Origin of the sequence: Corynebacterium lipophiloflavum DSM 44291 (assembly GCF_000159635.1) — a bacterium.
Taxonomy (GTDB): Bacteria; Actinomycetota; Actinomycetes; order Mycobacteriales; family Mycobacteriaceae; genus Corynebacterium; species Corynebacterium lipophiloflavum.
The window spans coordinates 1-398 of the sequence record NZ_GG667227.1; the positions used below are offsets into that span (position 1 = coordinate 1).

General features: G+C 52.0%; 2 protein-coding genes. One reads left to right on the plus strand and one right to left on the minus strand.

The features are described 5' to 3' along the window. Positions 1–275: hypothetical protein (locus HMPREF0298_RS12605; protein WP_211205447.1), on the minus strand; the 275-nt coding region annotated here is incomplete at its 3' end. On the opposite strand from HMPREF0298_RS12605, the gene HMPREF0298_RS11995 reads away from it, so the two are divergent. Then, positions 160–398 (plus strand): IS1/IS1595 family N-terminal zinc-binding domain-containing protein (locus HMPREF0298_RS11995; RefSeq protein ID WP_425358148.1); only part of this gene is annotated, 239 nt, incomplete at its 3' end. The genes HMPREF0298_RS12605 and HMPREF0298_RS11995 overlap by 116 nt on opposite strands.

Below are 398 nucleotides of genomic sequence, written 5' to 3' on the forward strand. Positions count from 1 at the left end.
TTAAGTAGCAGAATGTGTGTCTGATTCTTGCGGTTTCCGCAGATCAGACTATACAAATCAGGCTTGAATAAGGATTTAGTCCTTATTCGGGCCCGTTTCTCGTTCAATCCGCCGGAACGGCGCTTCAGTGTGGTAGCTGGATGCTGGTTAGCTTTGCCGGTGACACCAAACAGACCACGATGCCCAGTATGTACTGGGCAAATGAAGAAAAACGGCACCACCACAAAAGGAACGACCAGATGGCGGTGCAAGAACCCTGACTGTGGATCTTCCACCACCTACCGTCGGCCTGATCTGACTAAAACCCGCGACTTCAAAGCGTTTCACCGATACGTGACCTCCACGAGGTCACTAACCGAGATCGCCTGTGATGCCGGAGTCAGCAGATGGACCCTCGA